18 protein-coding genes are annotated in these 20527 nt (G+C 69.7%); 9 read left to right on the top strand and 9 right to left on the bottom strand.

Annotation, left to right across the window (positions count from 1 at the left end; translation table 11 throughout):
- Positions 1 to 46 precede the first annotated feature (46 nt).
- The gene (locus ACO4JP_RS09215) at positions 47 to 847 is read right to left on the bottom strand and encodes a DeoR/GlpR family DNA-binding transcription regulator (protein ID WP_425953391.1); all 801 of its coding nucleotides are present in this window, start codon (positions 845 to 847) and stop codon (positions 47 to 49) included.
- A gap of 98 nt (positions 848 to 945) precedes the next feature.
- On the opposite strand from ACO4JP_RS09215, the gene melA reads away from it, so the two are divergent.
- From melA to ACO4JP_RS09195, 4 genes are all read left to right on the top strand, one after another.
- On the top strand, positions 946 to 2268 hold the full coding sequence (melA, locus tag ACO4JP_RS09210; protein WP_425953390.1) for an alpha-galactosidase: 1323 nt from the start codon (positions 946 to 948) through the stop codon (positions 2266 to 2268).
- 144 nt (positions 2269 to 2412) lie between these two features.
- Positions 2413 to 3753: an ABC transporter substrate-binding protein gene (locus ACO4JP_RS09205; RefSeq protein WP_425953389.1), complete on the top strand. Its 1341-nt coding sequence runs from the start codon at positions 2413 to 2415 to the stop codon at positions 3751 to 3753.
- Positions 3754 to 3777: 24 nt separating this feature from the next.
- Positions 3778 to 4725 carry a carbohydrate ABC transporter permease gene (locus ACO4JP_RS09200; protein WP_425953388.1) on the top strand — a complete coding sequence of 316 codons (948 nt, stop codon included), beginning with the start codon at positions 3778 to 3780 and terminating at the stop codon, positions 4723 to 4725.
- The gene (locus tag ACO4JP_RS09195) at positions 4725 to 5609 is read left to right on the top strand and encodes a carbohydrate ABC transporter permease (protein ID WP_425953387.1); all 885 of its coding nucleotides are present in this window, start codon (positions 4725 to 4727) and stop codon (positions 5607 to 5609) included. Before ACO4JP_RS09200 ends, ACO4JP_RS09195 begins: the two co-directional genes overlap by 1 nt.
- A gap of 722 nt (positions 5610 to 6331) precedes the next feature.
- On the opposite strand, the gene ACO4JP_RS09190 is transcribed toward ACO4JP_RS09195, so the two are convergent.
- Together ACO4JP_RS09190 and ACO4JP_RS09185 are read right to left on the bottom strand one after the other, a co-directional pair.
- Positions 6332 to 7255 carry a G1 family glutamic endopeptidase gene (locus tag ACO4JP_RS09190; RefSeq protein ID WP_425953386.1) on the bottom strand — a complete coding sequence of 308 codons (924 nt, stop codon included), beginning with the start codon at positions 7253 to 7255 and terminating at the stop codon, positions 6332 to 6334.
- Between the two features lie 294 nt (positions 7256 to 7549).
- Positions 7550 to 7906 (bottom strand): YciI family protein, encoded by a 357-nt coding sequence (locus ACO4JP_RS09185; RefSeq protein ID WP_425953385.1) that lies wholly within the window; start codon positions 7904 to 7906, stop codon positions 7550 to 7552.
- Between the two features lie 75 nt (positions 7907 to 7981).
- On the opposite strand from ACO4JP_RS09185, the gene ACO4JP_RS09180 reads away from it, so the two are divergent.
- The 3 genes from ACO4JP_RS09180 to ACO4JP_RS09170 are packed head-to-tail and all read left to right on the top strand — an operon-like array spanning position 7982 to position 8602.
- A complete protein-coding gene (locus ACO4JP_RS09180; RefSeq protein WP_425953384.1) occupies positions 7982 to 8137 on the top strand; it encodes a hypothetical protein in 156 nt (51 codons plus the stop codon).
- Entirely contained in the window at positions 8127 to 8282 is a 156-nt protein-coding gene (locus tag ACO4JP_RS09175) for a hypothetical protein (protein WP_425953383.1), read from the top strand. The genes ACO4JP_RS09180 and ACO4JP_RS09175 overlap by 11 nt, the downstream gene beginning before the upstream one ends.
- Positions 8279 to 8602, top strand: a complete 324-nt coding sequence (locus ACO4JP_RS09170; protein WP_425953382.1) for a hypothetical protein — start codon at positions 8279 to 8281, stop codon at positions 8600 to 8602. Before ACO4JP_RS09175 ends, ACO4JP_RS09170 begins: the two co-directional genes overlap by 4 nt.
- Before the next feature lie 49 nt (positions 8603 to 8651).
- Here ACO4JP_RS09170 and ACO4JP_RS09165 read toward each other — a convergent pair whose 3' ends face one another.
- Positions 8652 to 9110 carry a hypothetical protein gene (locus tag ACO4JP_RS09165; RefSeq protein WP_425953381.1) on the bottom strand — a complete coding sequence of 153 codons (459 nt, stop codon included), beginning with the start codon at positions 9108 to 9110 and terminating at the stop codon, positions 8652 to 8654.
- 204 nt (positions 9111 to 9314) lie between these two features.
- Between ACO4JP_RS09165 and ACO4JP_RS09160 the strand changes: the two genes are divergently transcribed.
- Positions 9315 to 11825: an amidase gene (locus ACO4JP_RS09160; RefSeq protein WP_425953380.1), complete on the top strand. Its 2511-nt coding sequence runs from the start codon at positions 9315 to 9317 to the stop codon at positions 11823 to 11825.
- Positions 11826 to 12181: 356 nt separating this feature from the next.
- Here ACO4JP_RS09160 and ACO4JP_RS09155 read toward each other — a convergent pair whose 3' ends face one another.
- Together ACO4JP_RS09155 and ACO4JP_RS09150 are read right to left on the bottom strand one after the other, a co-directional pair.
- On the bottom strand, positions 12182 to 14272 hold the full coding sequence (locus ACO4JP_RS09155) for a glycoside hydrolase family 36 protein (protein WP_425953379.1): 2091 nt from the start codon (positions 14270 to 14272) through the stop codon (positions 12182 to 12184).
- A gap of 2 nt (positions 14273 to 14274) precedes the next feature.
- On the bottom strand, positions 14275 to 14469 hold the full coding sequence (locus ACO4JP_RS09150; protein WP_425953378.1) for an SDR family oxidoreductase: 195 nt from the start codon (positions 14467 to 14469) through the stop codon (positions 14275 to 14277).
- Positions 14470 to 15127: 658 nt separating this feature from the next.
- Between ACO4JP_RS09150 and ACO4JP_RS09145 the strand changes: the two genes are divergently transcribed.
- Positions 15128 to 16405 (top strand): non-reducing end alpha-L-arabinofuranosidase family hydrolase, encoded by a 1278-nt coding sequence (locus ACO4JP_RS09145; protein WP_425953377.1) that lies wholly within the window; start codon positions 15128 to 15130, stop codon positions 16403 to 16405.
- Positions 16406 to 16879: 474 nt separating this feature from the next.
- Here the strand turns inward: ACO4JP_RS09145 and ACO4JP_RS09140 are convergent, their stop codons facing one another.
- From ACO4JP_RS09140 to ACO4JP_RS09130, 3 genes are all read right to left on the bottom strand, one after another.
- Positions 16880 to 17614: an alpha/beta fold hydrolase gene (locus ACO4JP_RS09140; protein WP_425953376.1), complete on the bottom strand. Its 735-nt coding sequence runs from the start codon at positions 17612 to 17614 to the stop codon at positions 16880 to 16882.
- A gap of 27 nt (positions 17615 to 17641) precedes the next feature.
- The gene (locus tag ACO4JP_RS09135; RefSeq protein ID WP_425953375.1) at positions 17642 to 18592 is read right to left on the bottom strand and encodes an alpha/beta hydrolase; all 951 of its coding nucleotides are present in this window, start codon (positions 18590 to 18592) and stop codon (positions 17642 to 17644) included.
- 125 nt (positions 18593 to 18717) lie between these two features.
- Positions 18718 to 20448 (bottom strand): L-aspartate oxidase, encoded by a 1731-nt coding sequence (locus tag ACO4JP_RS09130; RefSeq protein WP_425953374.1) that lies wholly within the window; start codon positions 20446 to 20448, stop codon positions 18718 to 18720.
- Between the last annotated feature and the right edge of the window lie 79 nt (positions 20449 to 20527).

Here is a 20527-nt window from a genome sequence, read left to right as displayed (position 1 = left end):
CTCACTTCGAGCGACCCAACTGCTCAGTTGGCCACCCGCGTTGACATCAGGCGACAACGACCTCCACGCCCGTCGACCGGATGCGCTCGAGCTCCTCCGGGTCCGCGGACGTGTCGGTGATCAACGTGCTGACGTGGTCGAGCGGGACCATCTGCGCCAGCGTCACGCGACCGATCTTCGAGCCGTCGGCAACGACGATGGTCCGCTGGGCGCTGCCGACCATCGCCCTGTTCGTGCGCGCCTCGGTCTCGTCGTACGTGGTCACGCCCGCGCTCGCGGCGATGCCGTCGGCACCGAGGATCGCGGTGCTGACGTTCAGTGCGCCGAACGTCCGCTCGGCGACAGGCCCGACGAACTCGAGCGACTGCGGCCGCAGGGAACCACCGGAGACGACGACCCGCAGCGCCGGATAGGTGTGGATGAGCTCCGCGATCGTCAGCGAGTTGGTGACGATCGTGAGCAGCTGGTGGCTCGTCAGCTCCACGGCGACGCGGGCCGTCGTCGTCCCTCCGGACAACGCGACGGCGTGCCGCTCGTGCGGGATGCGCACCGCGACCGCGCGGGCGATCGCCGACTTGGCGTCCGGGAACCGGGTGTTGCGCAGCTCCAGCGGCAGCTCCGAGACCCCGTGGTCGAGCGCCGTCACCCCGCCGTGGGTGCGCACGACGAGCCGATGCTCGGCTAGCTCGGTGAGGTCGCGGCGCGCGGTCGCCGGCGAGATCCCGAGGGCTGCCACCAGGTCGGGAACGGACACGGTGCCTCGTTCGGCGACCAGATCGAGGATCTGGACGAAGCGCCTGCTTCGCTTGCGCGACCCGGCCTCGATGACGGGCGTGTCGGTGGTCATCCACAGCCTCCACAAGTGATCAATCAGAGTGATCAACGTATCTCAGATTCGCTCAGATGGTTGCGCAGGTTGACCGGATGCGCCAATCATCTGACCCCATGACACGCATCGCGTTCCTCGGCGCGGGTTCCGCCGTCTTCACCCGTCAGCTCCTCGTGGACCTCCTGCGCTACGACGACCTCCCCACGCTGGAGATCGCGCTGCACGACATCGATCCCGACCGCCTCGAGATCGCGCGCGCCACGGCCGAGCACGTCGCCGCGCGGCTGGGCAAGCCGCTGCAGGTCGTGGCCACCCTCGACCGCCGCGAGGCGCTGACCGGCGCGACGGCCGTGGTCATCATGATCCAGGTCGGCGGCGTGGCCGCCACCTACGTCGACCTCCAGATTCCCGCGAAGTACGGCCTGCGCCAGACCATCGGCGACACCACCGGCGTCGGCGGCGTGTTCCGCGGCCTGCGGACCTTCCCCGTGATCTCGCAGATCGCGCGGGACGTCCTCGACGTCTGCCCCGACGCCTGGGTGCTCAACTACACGAACCCGATGGCGATGAACGTCTGGTGGTGGTCCATCGCGGCGCCCGCCGTGAAGACCGTGGGCCTGTGCCACTCGGTGTTCTGGACCGTCCACGGGCTCAACGAGCTCATCGGGGTCCCGCTCGACGGCACCACGTACGCGGCGGCCGGCGTCAACCACCAGGCCTGGCTCACCGAGTGGAGCCGGGACGGGCAGAGCCTCTACCCGCTGCTCGACGCGAAGATCGCCGAGAACCCGGAGCTGGAGCGCCGCGTCCGCGTCGAGATGTACCGGCGGATCGGGTACTACCCCACCGAGACCTCCGAGCACTCCTCGGAGTACCTGTCCTGGTTCCTGCGCTCGGACGAGCAGATCGACCATTACCGCATCGAGCCGCTGCAGTACCTGGGGATCTCGGACAGCAACGTCGCCGAGGTCACCGAGGCTCGCCGTCGTCTCGCCGCCGGGGAGGACCTCGACCTTCCGGACGGGGATGACGCCGCGGAGTACGCGCCGCAGATCATCCACTCGCTGCTCACCGGCACGGAGCGCTGGATCCACGCCAACGTCCCGAACGCCGGGCTCATCGACAACCTTCCCCAGGGCGCTGCCGTGGAGGTCCCGGCGTTCGTCGACCGCGACGGCGTCCACCCGAAGGCCGTCGGCGCGATCCCTACGGCCGGCGCCGCCCTCAACCGCACCTACCTCTCGGTGGCCGAGCTCGCCGTCGAGGCTGCCCTGACCGGCGACGCGCGCACGGTGCGGCAGGCCGTGCTCGTCGACGGGAACGCCTCGTCCACCCTGACACCACAGCAGATCTGGGACCTGTGCGACGAGCTGACGACCGCGCACAAGTCCCTGCTCCCCCGCAGCCTCGGCGGCGACGTGGAGCTTGTGCTGCCGTAGCCCTCGCCGCGCTATCCTCGCGCGCACCACGCGGCGAGGGCGTCACCGACGACGTCCTCGCCGCGACGTCCGGGCCGCCGGCCCGGGCGATCCACCTTGCGGGCCACCCGCACTGACGAGCCACTGCCTAGCTGGGAGCGACCAATGACCGTTCGCCCGGGAAACACCCGATCAATCCGACGGACCGCGCTTGCCGCCGTCGCCGCCCTCGCTGTCGTAGGAGGTGTCACGGCGTGCGGCGCCGGATCCGGCGAGGGAGCCACCGCGCTCGACACCTCGGCACCCGTCAAGCTGACGTGGTGGACCGGCCAGGCCGACGACGCGCACGACCTGCTCAAGAGCCTCGCGGCGGACTTCACCAAGGCGCACCCGAACGTGACGATCGACGTCGAGCCCGGCGCGTCGACGACGGACGAGCTCCTCCAGAAGATGTCCGCCGGGTTCGCCGGTGGCGACTACCCGGACATCTCGTACGCGTTCGGCTCGTGGGCGAGCCAGCTCGAGGCGTCGGGCCGGACGCTCGACCTCACCGAGCAGGTCAAGGACCCCGCAGTCGGCTGGGACGAGTTCACGGCTGCGGCGCGCTCGACGGCGCAGCCGAACGGCGGCAAGACCATCGGGTTCCCCGCGCTCGTCGACAACATCTCGCTCATCTACAACAAGACGGTGTTCGACGCCGCCGGCGTCGAGTACCCGACCGACGACTGGACCTGGGACGACCTTCGCGCCGCGGCGAAGAAGCTGACCGACCCGGCGACCCAGACCTACGGCTTCGGGTACTCGGTCTCCGGGACCGAGGAGACGACGTGGCAGTTCTGGCCGCACTTGTGGCAGCGCGGGGGGGCGATCCTCTCGAGCGACCAGAAGACCGCGGCGTTCGCCGACCAGCCGGGCGTCGAGGCGCTCGAGTTCCTGCGCTCGATGGCCCAGGACGACAAGAGCCTCTACCTGGACCAGACCGACCTCAAGATCGGCCAGCTCTTCGCCGCGAACCGGATCGCCATGGAGACGTCGGGCCCGTGGGTGCTCCACGACCTCCAGACCGCCGGCACCAAGTACGGCGTGGTGCAGCTGCCCGGCATCGACGGCAACCATCAGACGGTGTCGGGCCCGGACCTGTGGGTCGCCCTGGACCACCATGACGTCAACCGCGCCCACTGGACCTTCGAGCTCCTCAACTGGCTGACCTCGCCCGAGCAGGACCTGCGCTGGAACGTCGCGTTCGGCAATCTCCCGCTGCGCGAGTCGGAGCAGGCCTCGCCCGAGTTCCAGGCACAGGTCAAGGCCCTGCCCGGTCTCGACGTGATGGCTGCCAACAGCGCCAACGCCAAGACCGCTCGCCCCACCGCCACCGGCTACGTCGGCCTCTCCGAGGCGATCGGCAAGGCCATCTCCAAGGTGCTCCAGGGCCAAGCAGACCCGGCCGACGCGTTGGCCGAAGCCCAGAAGGCCGCCGACACGGCGCTGGCCTCGGCCAACGAGTAGTGCGGGCGCCAAGTGGACTCGCAAGTGGCTCTTCAGAGCAGCACCACGACCGATGAGCTGCCGGCGGGCGACGTGCCCGCCGGCAGCCGCCGGGCGGCCCGCAGGTGGGCCGACAACCTCCAGGGCTGGGCGTTCATCGCCCCGGCGACCGTGGTCGTCCTCGGCCTGTCGATCTTCCCGGCCGTCTGGTCGTTCATCCTCTCGCTGCAGAAGTGGGACGGCTTCTCGGACCCCAAGTTCATCGGCGGGCACAACTACTCCCGCCTGGTGTCCGACACCGCGTTCTGGGACGCCGTGCAGCACACGCTGTTGTACACGGTCCTGTTCGTCCCGGCATCGGCGCTGATGGGGCTCTTCCTCGCCGTGGCCCTCAACCGCAAGATCCGGTTCATCGGCTTCTACCGGACCGCGATCTTCGTCCCGTTCGTCGCGTCCGCCGCCGCGACCGGAATCCTCGCGACCTACCTGTTCAGCCCGCAGTTCGGTCTCGCGAACGACCTGCTCCGGCGCATGGGCCTGCCGCAGCAGGGCTGGCTGGAGAGCCCGAGCCAGGCGATGCTCGTCATCGCGATCATGTCGTTGTGGGGGCAGGCGGCCTTCACCACGGTCATCTACCTCGCGGCTCTGCAGGACGTGCCGGTCGAGCTCACGGAGGCCGCGAAGATCGACGGCGCCAACCCGTGGCAGGCGTTCTGGCGGATCATCTGGCCGCACCTGTCGCCCGTGACGGTGTTCGTCGTCGTCTGGCAGACGATCGGCGCGATCCAGCTGTTCGACCTCGTCTACACCACGACGCGTGGCGGCCCCCTCGACGCAACGAAGACGATCGTCTACTTCCTCTGGGACCGGGCGTTCCGCACCCTCGAGTTCGGGTACGGGTCCGCAGCCGCATACGCGCTCTTCGCCGTGACCCTGCTCATCACCATCGGGATCGTCGTCTACTCCCGGCGCCGCAACCTGGAGGCATTCTGATGGCCACCGCGACCACCGTGAAGGCGCCGCCCGTCGACGTCGCCGACCTCGCCCCGGCGCCCCGGCGCCGGCGGCGACGGATCAGCGGCTGGCACTTCTTCCTGTTCCCGACGGCGGTGCTCTTCCTGGTGCCGCTCGTGCAGATGGTGCTGGCATCGGTCTCCCCGGCCGCGGAGCTCGTCCAGTTCCCGAGACCGCTGCTCCCGTCGCGGCTCACCCTCGACGGCTTCGTCCAGCTCTTCACGACGACGCCCGCCCTGCGCTGGATGCTCAACTCGACGATCGTCTCGGTCAGCGCGATCATCGCGCAGTCCGTGCTCTGCTCGTTGGCGGGGTACGGGTTCGCGCGGCTGCGCTTCCGCGGCCGCAACATGTCGTTCTTCGCCATCGTGGCCACGATCATGATCCCCACCCAGGTCCTGATGATCCCGACCTACGTGATGTTCGCCCGGCTCGGCCTGCTCGACGGCCTCGGGGCGGCCATCGTGCCGTGGCTCGCGGGCGCGTTCGGCATCTTCCTGATGCGGCAGTTCTTCCTGTCCATCCCCGCGGAGCTGGAGGAGGCCGCCGCCCTCGACGGCTGCAGCCGTCTGCAGGTCTTCTTCCGCGTCGTGCTGCCCCTGGCCAAGCCCGCCCTGGCGACCTTGGCGATCTTCACCCTGCTCGGCTCGTGGAACGACCTCGTCTGGCCGCTGATCGCGATCAACAACGAGCACAGCTTCACGCTCCAGCTGGGGATCGCGAACTTCCAGGGCACGCGCCGAACCCAGTGGTCGCTGCTCATGGCAGCGAACGTCGTGGCGACCGCGCCGCTGATCGTGTTCTTCCTGGCGGCCCAGCGGCACTTCATCGCGACCATGACGATGTCCGGCATGAAGGGGTGAGCCGTCGCGGAACGTTCGAAAGCACACTTGCTTCCAGGGTGTCATGTACCAATGACGTTAACGGTGACGTAATAGCCCACGCACGAAGCGTTGACGGGGCAGTCGTACGGGCTTCCGTCGACCCAGATCTTTGCGCTTCCCTTCCGTGACTCCGCTGGCACGGTGACCGACTTGGAGAACGCGCCGTCCGATGCTGGTGCGACGGTACCGAGGGGCCAGCTCTGCTCCGTCGTCACAAGAGTCAACCGGTATTCCGTACCGCTGGATAGCCGCAGTCTGCAGTCTGGACGACCGCTAGACACGACGATCTCGTCGCCAGGTGCCACATCGGCAGACGAGACTTCCAGCGGCGCCGGAAAACACGGCTCCCGCGAGCAGCCAGGAAGGCAAGTGGTGGAGAGCCCAAGCACGAGACACGCAAGGCCGGATGCGAATCGCCTTCGGAGCTCGTCCTTGGTGCGCGCGGTCGTGGAAGATTGCTTCGGCTGTTGAGCGTGCGAGCCGACCAGCATGAGCCGAGCGACGCCTGGCACGAGAGCCATCGGCATACGCGACACCACCCTCACGACGGAGCCCGCCTCGTGACGGACGTCCAAGCAGTGCCCGCGCGGCGCGAATTCGCCCACGCGGCTGGGAGGAAGCGTATTCGCTAGTCCGGGTCTTCCGTGAAGGGTGGGCGACACTGGGTTCGAAGATGCTGCCGTTGACGCTCACCTGATTGCTCAGGGGCCGGTGTAGGCGACCTTGATGAGCCGCGGCGTCTCGACCGTCGTGGTCGCGACCGTCACGCCGTCCTCCACCATGTCGATGATCGTGTCCGAGCCCGCGTCGGCGAGGAACTCCAGGCCGCGGCCGGCGTAGGCCTCGTCGAAGAAGACCTCGCCGAACCGGGGCAGCCGCGCCGCGGTGCCGTTGATTCCCGGCCGCTCGACCACCCATTCGGCCTGGTTCTCCTGCGAGCTCGTCCCGGCCGGGGCGTCGAGGGCGACGCCCACCACCGCCCGCCCGCTCGTCACGTTGATCAGGTTGAACCACGCCTCCGTCACCGACGTCATGCAGATCAGCCCGGTCACCGTGTCACCGAAGGTCACCGGGAAGTTCGTGATCACCTGCCAGCCCTCGGGCCACCACTCTTGGATGGCGTAGCACTGCTTGAGGCCCCAGGACGAGACCCACTGGACCGTCCCGATCTGCGTGACGTCGCTGATGCCGTCGATGCCGATCCAGACGAGCGACCAGTCGGTCTCCGAACCTGAGCCGGCGTGCGCGACATCCGGCACCGTCCACTCCCCCGTGATCCAGCCGAACGTCTGCGAAGCGTTGGCCGAATGCACGACGGCGCCCGACCAGATCCCGTTGGTGACCCGCACCTCGGGGTGGACGGGCAGACGCGGGCGCTCGGGAGCCTGGAAGCCGGGAAGCACCTCGTGCAGCGGCCGGAGCTCGGGCGTGATGTAGGTGAGCTTTCGTGAGAAGACGCGGTCCCAGCGCTCGGCGAGCTCGGGCCGGACGGCCGGGTCGGGTCGCTGCGGCAGCCCGTGCCGTCTGAGCTGCGCCTGCGAAGCGGTGCGCGGGTCGAAGTCGTCGGGCGGCAGCGGATGGCTGCGGACACGACCAGACTGCTGCGGAGAACCGTTGACGGCCATGGGTACCTCCTGGTTCTCAACGGCCGGCGTCGTCGGCCGATCCCGGGGGCGAAACTGCCTCGTCTCAGAGGGAGCGGTGTGCACCTGCGGCAGATACGTCCGCCGTCGAAAGCCTCGCCCGTCTCGGCAGCTCGTGACCGGCGTCAGCTCCCCGCGGATCATGAGCTCGTAGACCTCTTCGATGTCCTCGAGCGTCCCGCCCAGGGACGCGATGTCCGACTGCGGCGCCGCGGACAGCGAGGGCCGACCGCGAGAACGCGCTCGGCCCCAGAGAACCTGGAGATCGATCGGGCTTCAGAACTCCTTGACCGGGCGGATCTCGACGACCGGGTGCGTCCGGACGAGCAGGCGGGCGGCGTCGACGAGCGTGTCGTAGTCGTCGCAGGTGACGATGAAGAAGCCCGACAGCTGCTCGGCACCCTTCCTGAACGGCCCCTCAGCGAGTTGCGGGTGCGAGTCCGGCCCACGCATGATCGTCCGCGCCTCATCGCTCTTCACGAGCGCCTCGCCGCCTGTCACGGCGCCGCCGTGCTTCTTCAGCAGCTGGCCGAACTCGAAGTCGGAGTCGAAGTTGGCCTGGCGATCGGCCTCGGTCCTCGCCTCCCAGTCGGCCTCGTCGTCAGCGGGAAACATGACCACGTACTTGGGCATTGCGGCTCCTGTCACGAAGGGTCTGGGCACCGTGGTGACGGAGGGCATGCGTGGAACTCATCGACCATCCCGATCGTGACGATCGAGACGGCGATCGACCCGTGCACCACGACCGGGGTGCCGACCTACCTCGTGCGGCAGGCGATCGATCAGGCCGCTGCGACCGGCGACCTCCTGCCGGCCGAGATCGACCGACTGACCGAACGACTGGAGACACGGCATGAGCGCTGAGCCCATCGACCTGTCCGCGGCGCTGAGCGAACTGTGCCCCAAGGCGAAGGACCCAGTCCAGACCGCCAAGTCGAGCGCGGCGGGGTCGATGCCCTGGAGCGCCTCGATGCCGGCGACTACCGCCGGGTCGTCCGCCGTGCCGTGATCCGTCGGGCCGACGAGGTGTTCGTCAACGAGCCCGTCCCGACCGGTGGCGTGACCCCGCCGCCCGGAATCAAGAACGCCGGGATGGCGGTCATCGCCGGGTCCATCGGCGCGAACCTCGACCCGCTCGCCGCACCCCGGCAGTGCCCGCTGGGAAACTGGTCGTCCTCGACCGCGGAGCCGTCGTCTCTGCGGTCGGCGACGTCCAGGTCGCCACGTCCGAGCACGTACGCCATCGCCTTGCGTGCCACGTTCCGGTTCGGGCAGGAGCTCATGCGGCCCGACCGGACCGCGCTGCTGACCGTCGGCGGGGAGGAGTAGGGCGACGACGCTCGGCCGGGCAACTTGGTGCGGACCAAGTCCTCGCAGGTCAGGAGGCGCCAGTTCCTTGGTCGGTCCTGCCCGCACTGCTGCACCGACGACGCAGGTACATGACCGAGGAGGCAACCGCAAAGGCCAACCCACCGCCCCAACCCCACCACACCAGTGCCAACCCGCCGTAGTCGGCGCGTGTGGTCGGCGACGGCTCGACATGGGTCAAGGCCCACGCAGTGCCACCAAGGAGGAGCCACCAGAAGATCGGTACAGCCAACGGCAGGGGCTCGCGATGACCCTTCTCATCCCAGCGCCGAGCCGCGCCCGGCGCGATCACCGCCCAGATCGCGCACGGCACGCCAAGAACCGCCGTCACACCGGCGAACCCGAGGACCGTGCCGACAAGCCCGAGCATGCCGACGTCCGGCAGAAACCAGGCAGCAGAGGCGAACCCCGTCGCGACCAACAGCACGACGCAAAGCTGCGCCAGTACCAAGCGACGGCTGGATTCCATGCCCGGATCGCAGACGCTCTGGTCACACCGTCTTGGCCGAATGTTTCGGGAGGCAACCAGTAGTGCTAACGGATCGTTTCACTGTCGGCCCTTGAAGCGCACACCCGAAATATGAGGGTGGGAGGCTCGGTCTCCACATGAGGACGCGGCCTATTTCCAGGCCAATTGTCCTGCTCTTGTTCCTTCTCGAAAGGATCGCGAAACATGCCACGTCGCAGTCGCAGCCGAACGGGCAGCATTGCCGCAGCAGTCTCAGCGGGGATCGTCGCAGGTGTCGGCGTCCTCGCCGGTGTCGCGCCCGCCGAAGCCCTCTCGACCTTTCCCTCGGGCGGCATCACCTGGAACATCAACGACGCCCAGCGCCCGGGCCTGGACACCGGCAGCATTCGCAACGTCTCGAACTCGCGGATGGAGGGTTTCGGCGACATCTTCGTCCATGTCGACCAGACCCCGGCTCCGCTGATGAACGACCAGATGCTGCGCGGTTTCGGCATCACCGCGAACGGCTACGGCAGTTTCGACTCGACAAGCTCGGTGCGTCTGGGAGACGTTCTGGTCACCCGGACCCTGAGTCTCGGCGAGAACGGTGTCGCCGCGTTCTTCGATACGTTCACCAACACCGCCAGGTCGCCGCTGAAGGTCGACGTGTCCTTCGGTGGGTCGCTCGGGTACGGGAACCCGGCCGACACGAGCTCAGGCGGCGGGCAGACGACGTCGGCGACGGTGTCGGCGTCCAGCGACGGCAACTCGACGATCGACGCGGACGACACCTGGGTGACGGCGACCTATCAGGGCGCCTCCTACCGGCCTGCGGGGGTCGTGGTCGGGTCGGCCGCAAGCGATCAGGTGGGCAACCAGCAGCTCGACCCGTTCACGACCGCCTACTCGAGGAGCGGGAGCGCCTCCAACAACCCTGGGTTCGTGCAGGAGCTCACGATGAAGCCCGGGCAGACCAAGTCGCTGCTGCGGTACGTCGTGGTCGGCGCGCAGGGCGACTCCACGGCGATCGCGACCACGACGGCCGGGATCGCCTCCGCGCCTCCCGTCGCCCTCCTCTCGCCCGACGAGCTGTGCACCGTGGCGAACTGGTCGCCGGACCTGCTCGGGATCACCGCCACGACCTGCGCTGCCGCCAGGCCCCTCGACCTGCCGCCGGCCCCGGCGGCTTCACCGGCGAGGTCGAGCGTCCACTACGACGTCGTGGGCAAGTCGATCCAGCAGCTCCGGGCCGACCTGACCAGCCACCGCGTCAACTCGGTCCAGCTGACCCAGGCCTACCTCGACCGCATCAGTGCGTACGACGAGGGCCAGCTCGGGTTCCACGCCTTCATCACCGTGGCGCAGGACGCGATCGCCCAGGCCCATGCCGCCGACGTCGCTCGCGCGCACGGCCGGACTGGTGCCCTCCTCGGCATCCCGCTCGCGGTCAAGGATCTCTACAACACCAAGGACATGCCGACGACCGGAGGCACTCGGGCGCTCGAGGGCTGGCAGCCGTCCACCGACGCATGGCAGGTCGCGAAGCTCCGCGAGGCCGGCGCCGTGATCATCGGCAAGACCAACCTGTCGGAGTTCGCCAACTCGGGTTCGTGGAGCGAGAGCGGGTTCGAGCAGACCTGGAACGCGCTCTACCCGTCCAAGAGCTCGTTCGGCTCGAGCGGTGGCTCGGCCGTCGCCGTCGCCACGGGCATGGCCGCCGGCGCGATGGGCACCCAGACCGGTGTCTCCCTATACGCACCGTCGACGGGTTCGAGCGTGTACGCGTTCCGCGGCACCGACGGGCTCAGCAGCACCGACGGCGTCATGCCGCTGACCTGGGGTCAGGACTACGCCGGTCCGATCGCCCAGTCGATCCCCGACCTGGCCTCGCTCCTCGATGCCACGGCGACCCAGCGCACCGGCAGCAACCCCGCCGACGTGCTGACCTCCCGCGTCAACAACGCGCTGCGGCCCACCGAGTGGATGACCGCGCTCGACGCGGGCGCGCTGCAGGGCAAGGTCGTCGGCTATCTGCCCGCTTCCTTCCAGTCGACGAAGATCAGCGACGACACGACGGGTCCGATCGCCCTGGCACACGCGAACGCGGCGATCGAGGCCGCCGGTGGCGTGCTCGTCCCGATCACGACGGCTCCGCCCGCCCAGCCGCCACTCGTCGACGACCAGGGCAAGCCGTACTTGATCACCTCGGGAGCAGGCAGCGGAACCCAGGGCTGGTGGACGTACATCGCCGAGAACCCAGGGTTTCCGTTCGCGACGCCCGGTGACCTCAAGTCGTCGCCACTCAACCTGCCCTACAACGTCTCGCGCCCGAGCACCTCGATGCCCATGTCGGACACGGACATCACCTACTACCTCGCCCGGCGCGACGCGTACAAGAAGGCCTACGACGCGTGGATGGACACCGCCGGCCCCGGCGGCACGCCCGTCGCCACCGTCGTCTATCCCGGGTTCCTGACCGGGGTCGGCAACAACGACGCCACGAGCGACATCTTCAGCGCCGACCGTGGCACCAACGTGCCGACCTCGAACGTCGGGCTGCCGACCCTAATCATGCCGATCGGCGTCAACGGCAACGGCCAGTCGAACAACCTGCAGGTCGTCGGCCGGTCCTGGGACGACCAGAACGTCCTGAGCTACGGCTATGCGATCGACCGGCAGGCGCAAGCCCGCGTCCACACCAGCTACGCACCCGCGCTCACGCCGAGCGGTAGGTAGCGGCCCTCTGGTGACACCGCACGACAGCGCGTGGGCCCGCCGAGATCTGCCCCGGCGGGCCCGCGCCGCGCGCCCCCGGAACCGACCGGGCAACTCACGCACGGCGTCGTTCTCGCTCACGCCGCGCCGCCCAGGCCCGCGACGTCCTCGCGCACGGCCTCGACGGGCACGAGCCGTCGGGTACCGACCTTGACCGTGCGAAGCGCGCCGCAGCGGGGGAACGTCCCTCACCGTGGGAAAGCCCTCGAACTGGCCGCGGAGTAACGCGCCGCGTCGCATGGGTCCGCGCGCGTTCAGCCGCGCTGTTACCGAACCGCGCCCGGTGGGGCATTCCCACCGTGAGGCACAGCCACGGGTCACGAGGCCCGGGCGAGCATCAGCGCCACGCCGGAGAACTCCTCGTCGAGGTCCAGGGTCAACAGCCCGTCGGTGAGCTCGACCGACGTCTCGCGGTGGGAGAACGCCTCGGTGACCTCGTACCGCCCGGGTGGGAGCGGGACCTCGAGCCGGGTGCCGTCGACGCCGCCGAACCGGTGGCCGACGACGAGGATCTGGGCGCCGTCGTCGGACACCCGGCGGACGGCCTGCCACCCCTCAGGGTGCCGGTAGGAGTCCACCTTCGGCCCGAAGCGGTGGCTGATGCCGTTCTTGATGACCGGGGCGGCCGTGCGGTAGAACGCGATGGCCTGGGAGACGACGGCCCACTGCTTCTCGGTCAGCTCGTGGATGTCCCCCGACAGGCACATCCGCCCCAGCATCGTGGCGGCGAGCGAGTACGCGAGTCGCTGAGCCGAGTCCTCGGTGCGCAGCACCGCCCAGATCTGGCTCTGCCGCGGCAGCACCGCTCGCTGCACGTTGGCGGCCACGATCGGGATCTCGAGGCACTCGTGAGCGTCCGAGAAGGACGACATGCTCGAGAGCGCGAGCATCGAGGGCTCCAGCCGGTGACCGCCCGACGCGCAGTTCTCGATCACGAGGTCCGGCATCTCGGCGCGCAGGAGCCGGAAGAAGTCCTGGACCGCGGCCATCTGCTGGCGCAGGCCCTCACCGAGGGACTCGGCTCCGTCACACCCGATCCCGATGCTGTTGTTGTAGTCGACCTTGAGGTACCCGAAGCCGTTGGTCCTCAGGAAGTCGATCACCCGCTCCTTGAGGTACTCCACGACGAACGGGTCGCGGAAGTCCCAGAAGCGCCGGTCTCCCGTGGTCACCGGGACACCGTCGCGTCCGACCAGGTGGTCGGTCAGGGTGAAGGCCGTGGCCTTGGAACCCACCGTCTCGAACTCGAACCAGATGCCGGGGATCATCCCGGCTGCTCGGACAGGGTCGAGCGCGCTTGCCATCCCGTCAGGGAACGTGCGCCGATCGAGAACCCAGTCGCCGTGCCCGTCGTACCACTGGGTGCCTTCGGCCTTGTACCAGCCGCTGTCGATGACGAGGTACTCGATGCCCTTGCCTGCGAGGCGTTCGGCGATGGCACGAAGGTTCGCCGGGGTCGGCGAGCCCCACGTGGTGCAGTACTCGTTGAAAATGACGGGCAGGTCTTCCTCCACCACGGGCACATCAAGGAACCGCTGGTGCCGTGCCGTCAGCCGGTGCGCCGCGTCGTCGACCCCACCCTGCGCGACGGTCAGGTACGCGACCGGAGTCTGGAGCCCCTCACCGACGGCCAGGGTCTTGGTCCAGTGGCCCAGCTCGCGGTCCGCGAGTCCGCCCGAGAGGTTGAGGGCGGCGTCCAGGGTGCCCAGCTCGATCTGCCAGGACGCCGGGTGCGCGATCTGCACGCCCCAGCAGACGCCGGCGCCCACGTCCTCGACGAACGCCGTCGGGAAGTACCCGTGCACGGGCCAGGAGCCGACCTGACCGAAGCGCAGACAGTGGTCCCAGCGAGCCCACGCCGGCTCCAGGCCGAGGTCGTGGATGTGGTCGGACACCAGGCGTCCCTCGCCCGACCACGCGCTGCGAAGCCGGTGCAGGACCAGGTCTCCCGGTGTGTCGCCCGGGCTAAAGGGCGTCATCCCGGTAAGCGAGAACGATGACAGCAGCTCCAGCGTCACGGCCTCGGAGCCCTCGTTGCGGACTGTGACGAAGGAGTCCAGCGCGCTCTCGTCCGAGTGCCACCGCAGGTGGTGCTCGACCAGGCAGCCCTGCGGGGTGCGAAGAGCGGTCACGACCGTGACGTGGCCGTCGCCCGTCTCCTCGCGCTGCGACTCGAACGTGAGCCTGGCGACGGTGCTTCCGTTGCGCAGCGACCGGCCGGCGGAACCGCCCGGGTACGTGTCGCCGACGATCTTGAGCTGGACGAGCGAGTCGACGGTGGACGTCTTGTCGACCGTGCGGTCTTCCAGCGCAGCGGGGACCAGCACCAGCCCCACCGCACCGCCCGAGCCGGCCCGCACATAGCGGGCGATCGTGTCGCCCAGGACGTAGTCCTTCAGGATCTCCACAGCTACTTCCTTCCGTCCCGCGTCCCTCGTGGACGCGGGCTTGCAGCGATCGACGCGGACGGAAGCCAGCCGCCGTCGACGACCAGCACGTACCCGTGGACGTAGGAGGCGGTCCTGGACGCGAGGAAGACGACAGCGCCGCCGACGTCGGCGGGCTCGCCCCAGCGCGCCCTGCCGGGATCCGTTCCCCGGGCCATGGCCCACCCAGTCGATCGACACGGCGGCGGCGTCACGCTGCTCGAGGCCGAGCAGCCATCCGATGCGTCCAAGGGTGCCAGGCCAGATGCCCTCGGGGCTTGGGTTCGGCCCGCTCCCGCCGCACGCGACCAGATCCTGAGCACCTCGCCGTCGCTCTCGACACTCGGGGGCGACTCGTGGAGCCGGCTCAGTCCCGCCTGCTCCCACGTTGCAGCATCGGAGACGGGATGTGCCCCGAAACCGTCGCGCGCATCGTTGTCCGTCGGTGCACGCCAGGCATCCACCCTGGACAACGCCACAGGCGTCGCGCCGATCGAGACGAGACGCCCCGCCTGATCGATGGCGAGAGGGCCGACTTTCAACCGGACTCGGTTGCTCGCACCGCGCCGCGTCGGACCTGAGGTGAGATCTGTTGCGTCGGGCAATGTGAGCGCTAACATGGCGCGCACTGAGGTCGAGGGAGGGCCTCAGCGGGCCGCGGCAGCGTTGTCGCGGCATCGAAGAACCGCCTCGTCAGTACCAGCTCAAAGAGGAGTTTGTGAGATGAGAACGAGAAAAGGCATCGGGATCCGTTCCCGCGGTCTCGGCATAGCGGTAACCCTCGCTGCGGTCGCAGTATCGGCCCCCGCGGCTGTCGCAGCGGCAGACGACGCGCCGGTGAGCGATACCGCTCAGTCGGCCGGTTCACCGACGTCCTGCCCGCTGCCGACGACGTACGACTGGACGTCGTCGGGACCCCTCGCGACGCCGAAGCCGGGGGACGTCTCCCTCAAGGACTTCACCACCGTCGAGTACAACGGCCAGCACCTGGTCTACGCGACGACCCACAACACGGGGACATCGTGGGGTTCGATGGCCTTCAGTCCGTTCGACGACTGGTCGGACATGGCGGCCGCGACGCAGAACACGATGACGAGCTCGACGGTCGCGCCGACACTGTTCTACTTCGCCCCGAAGGACATCTGGGTCCTGGCCTACCAGTGGGGCCCCTGGCCCTTCATCTACCGGACCTCTCACGACCCGGCGAACCCCAACGGGTGGTCGGCTCCGAGCCCGCTCTTCACCGGACGGATCTCGAACTCCGGTACGGGCCCGATCGACCAGACGCTCATCGGCGACGACACGAACATGTACCTGTTCTTCGCCGGCGACAACGGCAACATCTATCGGGCCAGCATGCCGATCGGGGACTTCCCCGGGAACTTCGGCTCCACCTCGACCGTCGTCATGAGCGACACCTGGACCGACCTCTTCGAGGCGGTCCAGGTCTACAAGGTTCAGGGTCAGGACCAGTACCTGATGATCGTCGAGGCGCTGGGCGCCAACGGACGGTACTTCCGCTCGTTCACCGCGGACAGCCTTGACGGTACCTGGACACCCCAGGCCGCGACCGAGGCCAACCCGTTCGCCGGCAAGGCCAACAGCGGTGCGACGTGGACGAACGACATCAGCCACGGCGACCTGGTGCGCACGAGCCCCGACCAGACGATGACGATCGACGCCTGCAACCTCCAGCTGCTCTACCAGGGCCGCGACCCGCAGTCGGGCGGCGACTACGGCCTGCTGCCCTACCGGCCGGGTCTCCTCACCCAGAAGAAGGAGTTCACGGGCTTCGAGCAGCCCATCGACATGAACGCGACCCTCAACACCGTCAAGGGTGGCAGCACCGTGCCGATGAAGTTCCACGTGTTCTCTCACGGCACGGAGCTGAGCGACCCTGACGTGGTCACGATGTCGGTCACTGAGGTCACCTGCCACGCCGGCGCACCCACGGACGACGTCGAGACGCTCACCGTCGGCGAGTCAGCGCTCACCTACACCGACGGTCACTTCCAGTACAACTGGAAGACGCCGAAGAGCCCAGGCACCTGCTACACGGTGGCCGCCACGACATCGGACGGGTCGAGCATCACCGCTCAGTTCCGCCTCCGATAACCGCTGACCCCGCGGCCGGGGCTGCTCAGTGCAGCCTCCAGGCGAGCGGTCGCCCGCGACTCGCGCCGAGGTGAGGCGCAGGTCGCGGGCGATCGCGCGTGCCAGAGGCTCGCATCGGGGACGTCTCGATCACGACGACCGCCGGCGAGCGGGCGCCAAGCCTCAGCCGAACCGGGCGACGACCTCGCGCACTGCCGTGATGTAGGGGTTCGCTCGGTCCGATCGTGGCCAGGACGGCGAGGAGCTCGCACAGGTTGAGGATCTGCGCGTGCTCACGCCAGCCGGGATGCAGCGGCCGAAGCTCTGCGTACGCCACGAAGAAGGTCTCGGGCACCCCGCCGGTGCAGTGCCGCCGACAGACTGGCGGCCCGCGCCGCCGGTCAGACCCGGTGGGCTCGTCATGCCTGCGACTCGACCGCTCCTCTCAGCTCTCCCGACACGGTGGGCCGCTCAGCCGCGACGTCCGCCGCGCGGTCAGGCGACCTCCTCGGCGACGTCGATGCCGAGCGCCTCCAGGATCGTGCTGGCGACCTCGAAGGGGCGCGAGACGGCGATCGCGTGGGACGCCCCCGGGACCTCGCGCGCCACCTGCGCGCCGGCCCGGCGGGCCTCGGCGCGCAGCTCGGCGGCCGGGATGTTTCGGTCCTCCTCCCCGAACACGAACCAGGACGGCAGCGTCCGCCAGGCCGGCTCCGTCGTGGGCAGCCCGTCCCGTAGCGCGGCCTCGGTGACCGGCCGCTGGGTGCGGCCGAGCAGCGCGGCCTGTTCGTGCGGCAGATCGGCGGCGAACTGGGCGGGGAACGCGTCGAGGCGGATGGCCAGCTCGGCTCCGCCCGTGCTCACCGGGTAGGCGGTCAGCGCGTCGCCCAGGGTGCTGCCCGGCTCTCGGGCCGAGAGCTCGAAGGCGCTCTCGCCGTGGTCGGGGGCGAACGCCGCGACGTACACCAGGCCGACGACGTCGGGGTTGCCCGCCGCGGCCTCGGTGATCACGATCCCGCCGTAGGAGTGCCCGACCAGCAGGACGGGCCCGCCGATCCCTGCGACGACGTCGCGGACGTAGGCGGCGTCGCCGGCCACGCTGCGCAGGGGGTTCGCGGCCGCGACGGCCTCCACGCCGAGCTCGTGCAGGCGCTCGATGACGCCGTTCCAGCTCGCGGACTCGGCGAACGCGCCGTGCACGAGCACGACGGTGGGGTACTGGGTTTCCATTCTCGTCTCCTGTTGTGGGGTGGTGTCTCAGCGGGCGTGCAGCGCGGTGCGCAGCACGTCGACGGCCTGGGCGATCGCGCCGGACGACGCGGCCGAGGTCCGCAGCGGGTTGAGCATCATGAAGTCGTGGATCGTCGCGTCGTAGCGGACGGCCGTGGTCCGCACGCCCGCCTCGACGAGCTTGCGGGCGTAAGCCTCGCCCTCGTCGCGCAGCACGTCGTTCTCGTCCACGACGACGAACGCCTCGGGCAGCCCCGCGAGGTCGTCGGGCGTGGCACGCAGGGGTGATGCGGTGATCTCCTGACGGCGGGACTCGTCCGGCAGGTAGGCGTCCCAGAACCAGGCCATCGACTTGGCGAGCAGGAACGGACCGTCCGCGAACTCCACGTAGCTGGCGGTGTCCTGGGCGGCGTCGGTCACCGGGTAGTAGAGCGACTGGTGGCAGAACGTCACGTCGCCGCGCTGCTTGGCCATGATCGCCACGGCGGCCGCCATGTTGCCGCCGACGGAGTCACCGGCGACGGCGAGGCGCGTGGGGTCCAGGCCGGCGTCGGCGCCGTGCCGGGTGATCCACTGCGCGGTCGCGTACGCCTGCTCGATCGCGACCGGGTAGTGCGCCTCGGGCGAGCGGTCGTACTCGACGAACACGACGCCGACGTCGGCCCCGGTGGCGAGGTCGCGGACCAGGCGGTCGTGCGTGGCCGCGTCGCCCAGCACCCAGCCGCCGCCGTGGATGTACAGGACGGCGGGCAGCGGGGCCGCGGCGCCGACGGGCTTGACGACGCGCACGCGGACGTCGCCGACGGAGGCCGGGACGACGATCCACTTCTCCTCGACGTCCGGCATGTCGATCGGCTGCGCCTGGACGTCGGCCAGGACCTGGCGCGCGGCCTGAGGCGTCATCTCGTAGAAGTACGGCGGCTGCGCCGTGGCGTCGGCCATGGCCTGCGCTTCGGGCTCGAGAACGTGCTCACTCATGGGATGTCCTTACTGGGGTCGGCCGGGCCGGCAGGACGCGCGCCGCGAGGCGGCGGTCCCGGTGCCCGTCGACGGCGGGCGCCGTCACTCTCAATGACCGGGCGCCCCGCGCGGGCGTGACACGGCTACTCGACGAGCTTTCCGTCGGCCGACACGTCGTGCATGCGCTCGGCGATGTCGGTCGGGATCGGCGGGAGCGCTTCGCGGCGCACGCCGGTGCCCGGCGACCACACCAAGTTGACCTGGAGCCCGGGATCCAGGTCGGGGTGGTCGGACCGGTTGTGGCACCCGCGCGACTCGCGGCGCTCGCGGGCGCACTCCAGGGTCGCGCGGGCCGCGAGCGCCGCGGACCGCAGGTCGAAGGCGTGCGCGAGGTCCTGGTAGCCGCTGATGTCGATGTGGATGCCCGCCCGCGTCATCCGGTCCTCCACTTCGTCGAGCGCGGCCAGACCGGCGGCCAGGCCGGCCTCGTCGCGCACGACGCCGGCGTGCTCGGTCATGAGGTCACGGATGCCGCGCTGCAGCGCGCGCACGTTCTGGTCGCCGTCGGCGGCGAGCAGCCGGTCGACCAACGCCTCGGCGTCCCGGACGGCGCCGAGGGAGCGGCGCTGCGCCGCGAGCCCGGCGGAGTAGGCGGCAGCGGCCCGACCCGTGATCCGGCCGTACACGAGCAGCTCGATGAGAGAGTTGCCCCCGAGCCGGTTGGCGCCGTGCAGGCCGCTCGCGGCCTCACCGATGGCGAAGAGCCCGTCCACATCGGTGCTGTGGTCCTCCGGGCGCACCCAGACCCCGCCCATCGAGTAGTGGGCGGTCGGGGCCACCTCGATCGGGTCGCGCGTGACGTCGAGCGCCTGAAGGTCCAGCAGGGTCTGGTGCACGCGCGGCAGCCTCGTGAGGATCGTCTGACGCGGCAGGTGGGACAGGTCGAGCCACACTCCCCCGGCGCGGGTCCCGCGACCCTCCTTGATCTCGGTGTAGGACGCGAGCGCGACGCGGTTCCGGGTGGACAACTCCATCCGCTCCGGGTCGTACCGGGCCATGAAGCGCGCCCCGTGGTTGTTGAGGAGCACGCCGCCCTCGCCGCGCGCGGCCTCGCTGACGAGGGTGCCGGCGGCGTTCTCAGGCTCGATCAGGCCCGACGGGTGGAACTGCACGAGCTCGGCGTCCCGCAGGCGGGCCCCGGCGTCGGCCGCCAGCCGGAACGAGTCGCCCGTGTTCTCGTCACGCCGCGACGACGTGCGCCGCCAGATCCGCGTGTGGCCGCCGGTCGCGAGGATGACGGCGTCGGCGTGCACGAGGTAGCGCGAGCCGTCGACGAGGTCGAACCCGTACGCGCCGAACACCACGCCCTCGGTCACGAGCAGCTGGGTCACGTAGACGGTGGACAGCACCGGGACGTCGAGCGCGGCCGCGCGCTCGACCAGTGTGCGCTGCACCTCCAGGCCCGTGTAGTCGCCCACGAACGCGGTGCGCCCGTACGTGTGGGCACCGAAGTAGCGCTGCGCGATCCGCCCGTCCGGCTGACGGTCGAAGCGCATGCCGTAGCGCTCCAGGTCGTCGATCCCCCGCGGCGCCCCTTGCGCCACCACCTGCACGGTGCGGGGGTCGGCCAGGAGGTAGCTCTCCTGGAGCGTGTCGGCGGCGTGCTGCTCCCACGTGTCGGCGGGGTCGGTCGTCGCGAGGGCGGCATTGATGCCGCCGGCAGCCAGCGAGGTGTGCGCGTCGGCCGCGGGGCGTTTGCCCACGGCGAGCACGGCCACACCGGTCTCGGCGAGCTCGATCGCGGCGCGCAGGCCGGAGCCGCCGGTGCCGATCACGAGCACCGAGGTGGCGAGCTGGTGGGTGCGTGGGGACACGGCTCCTCCTGGGACGACGTTGCTGACCCCGTCTCGACCGCGTGCTGATGGCGAACGTGACGGGGAGCGGTAGCCTGCG

Origin of the sequence: Xylanimonas sp. McL0601, assembly GCF_049852175.1 — a bacterium.
GTDB lineage: Bacteria > Actinomycetota > Actinomycetes > Actinomycetales > Cellulomonadaceae > Xylanimonas.
This window is presented reverse-complemented; position numbering and strand designations above follow the sequence as displayed.

What these genes read in the sequence shown, in the direction of transcription:
- melA (WP_425953390.1), top strand. Translation starts at nt 946, where the DNA reads ATGACACGCATCGCGTTCCTCGGCGCGGGTTCCGCCGTCTTCACCCGT.
- ACO4JP_RS09190 (WP_425953386.1), bottom strand. Translation starts at nt 7,255, where the DNA reads ATGGCCGTCAACGGTTCTCCGCAGCAGTCTGGTCGTGTCCGCAGCCAT.
- ACO4JP_RS09150 (WP_425953378.1), bottom strand. Translation starts at nt 14,469, where the DNA reads ATGGCCCGGGGAACGGATCCCGGCAGGGCGCGCTGGGGCGAGCCCGCC.
- ACO4JP_RS09185 (WP_425953385.1), bottom strand. Translation starts at nt 7,906, where the DNA reads ATGCCCAAGTACGTGGTCATGTTTCCCGCTGACGACGAGGCCGACTGG.
- ACO4JP_RS09205 (WP_425953389.1), top strand. Translation starts at nt 2,413, where the DNA reads ATGACCGTTCGCCCGGGAAACACCCGATCAATCCGACGGACCGCGCTT.
- ACO4JP_RS09175 (WP_425953383.1), top strand. Translation starts at nt 8,127, where the DNA reads ATGAGCGCTGAGCCCATCGACCTGTCCGCGGCGCTGAGCGAACTGTGC.
- ACO4JP_RS09195 (WP_425953387.1), top strand. Translation starts at nt 4,725, where the DNA reads ATGGCCACCGCGACCACCGTGAAGGCGCCGCCCGTCGACGTCGCCGAC.
- ACO4JP_RS09135 (WP_425953375.1), bottom strand. Translation starts at nt 18,592, where the DNA reads ATGAGTGAGCACGTTCTCGAGCCCGAAGCGCAGGCCATGGCCGACGCC.
- ACO4JP_RS09165 (WP_425953381.1), bottom strand. Translation starts at nt 9,110, where the DNA reads ATGGAATCCAGCCGTCGCTTGGTACTGGCGCAGCTTTGCGTCGTGCTG.
- ACO4JP_RS09140 (WP_425953376.1), bottom strand. Translation starts at nt 17,614, where the DNA reads ATGGAAACCCAGTACCCCACCGTCGTGCTCGTGCACGGCGCGTTCGCC.
- ACO4JP_RS09215 (WP_425953391.1), bottom strand. Translation starts at nt 847, where the DNA reads ATGACCACCGACACGCCCGTCATCGAGGCCGGGTCGCGCAAGCGAAGC.
- ACO4JP_RS09160 (WP_425953380.1), top strand. Translation starts at nt 9,315, where the DNA reads ATGCCACGTCGCAGTCGCAGCCGAACGGGCAGCATTGCCGCAGCAGTC.